Source organism: Halorientalis brevis (assembly GCF_042678165.1).
Lineage (GTDB): Archaea > Halobacteriota > Halobacteria > Halobacteriales > Haloarculaceae > Halorientalis > Halorientalis brevis.
Window position 1 is genome coordinate 1 of sequence record NZ_JBHUDJ010000019.1, and the last position, 700, is coordinate 700.

The following is a 700-nucleotide window of genomic DNA, read 5'->3' on the forward strand; positions in this document are numbered from 1 at the left end:
CTGTTTCCACGACGCGCTTTGCAGGAACAACCGCAGTTTCCGCAGGGAGCGCAGTCTCCACAGGCGTTCCTTCGGAGTGAACCACCCCTAGTTCAGTGAGGCCGCGAGACAAGATGTTACACGCTGCGTTTGCATCTCTGTCCGCTTTGAAGCCGCAGGCTGGACAAGAATGCTCACGCACCCACAGCGGTTTGTCGGTTTCGACGCCACAGTCGGCACACTCTTTGGTCGTGCCTTCAGGGGCAACTTCCACGAAGTGCGTCCCGTCGCGTTCGCACTTGTGTTCGAGCATACTCGTGAAGGTGTTCCACGCCGCCGACGCCGTGTTGCGGCTGTTGCGCGGCGATTCCAGCATCTCTTTCACGCCGAGGTCTTCGACTGCGACCAGTTCATATTCCCGAGCGTAGTAGTTTGAGAGTTTGTGGAGGAAGTCACGCCGCTTGCGCTTAATGTCGAGATGGCACTCTGCGATTTTCTGCCGGTGGTTCTCCCAGTTGTTCGACTCGTACTCTTTACGCGAGAGTTTCCGTTGTTCTCGTTCGAGCCTGTCGCGTTCCTCTGAGAGGTCGAGAGAACCGACTGCCGTACCGCTTGTGTCGTGGGCATACTTCAGAATGCCCACGTCAATACCGACCATCTCATCGGCGTCAAGTTCAGAAAGCGGTTTCTTCGCCGGCACTTCCGAATCCATCTCGATCCC

The 700-nt window shown here is 57.0% G+C and carries 1 protein-coding gene; it reads right to left on the reverse strand.

Annotated elements, in window-relative coordinates; translation table 11 throughout:
• On the reverse strand, positions 1 to 700 hold a 700-nt coding region (locus ACFR9U_RS21325; RefSeq protein WP_379815124.1), incomplete at both ends, for an RNA-guided endonuclease InsQ/TnpB family protein.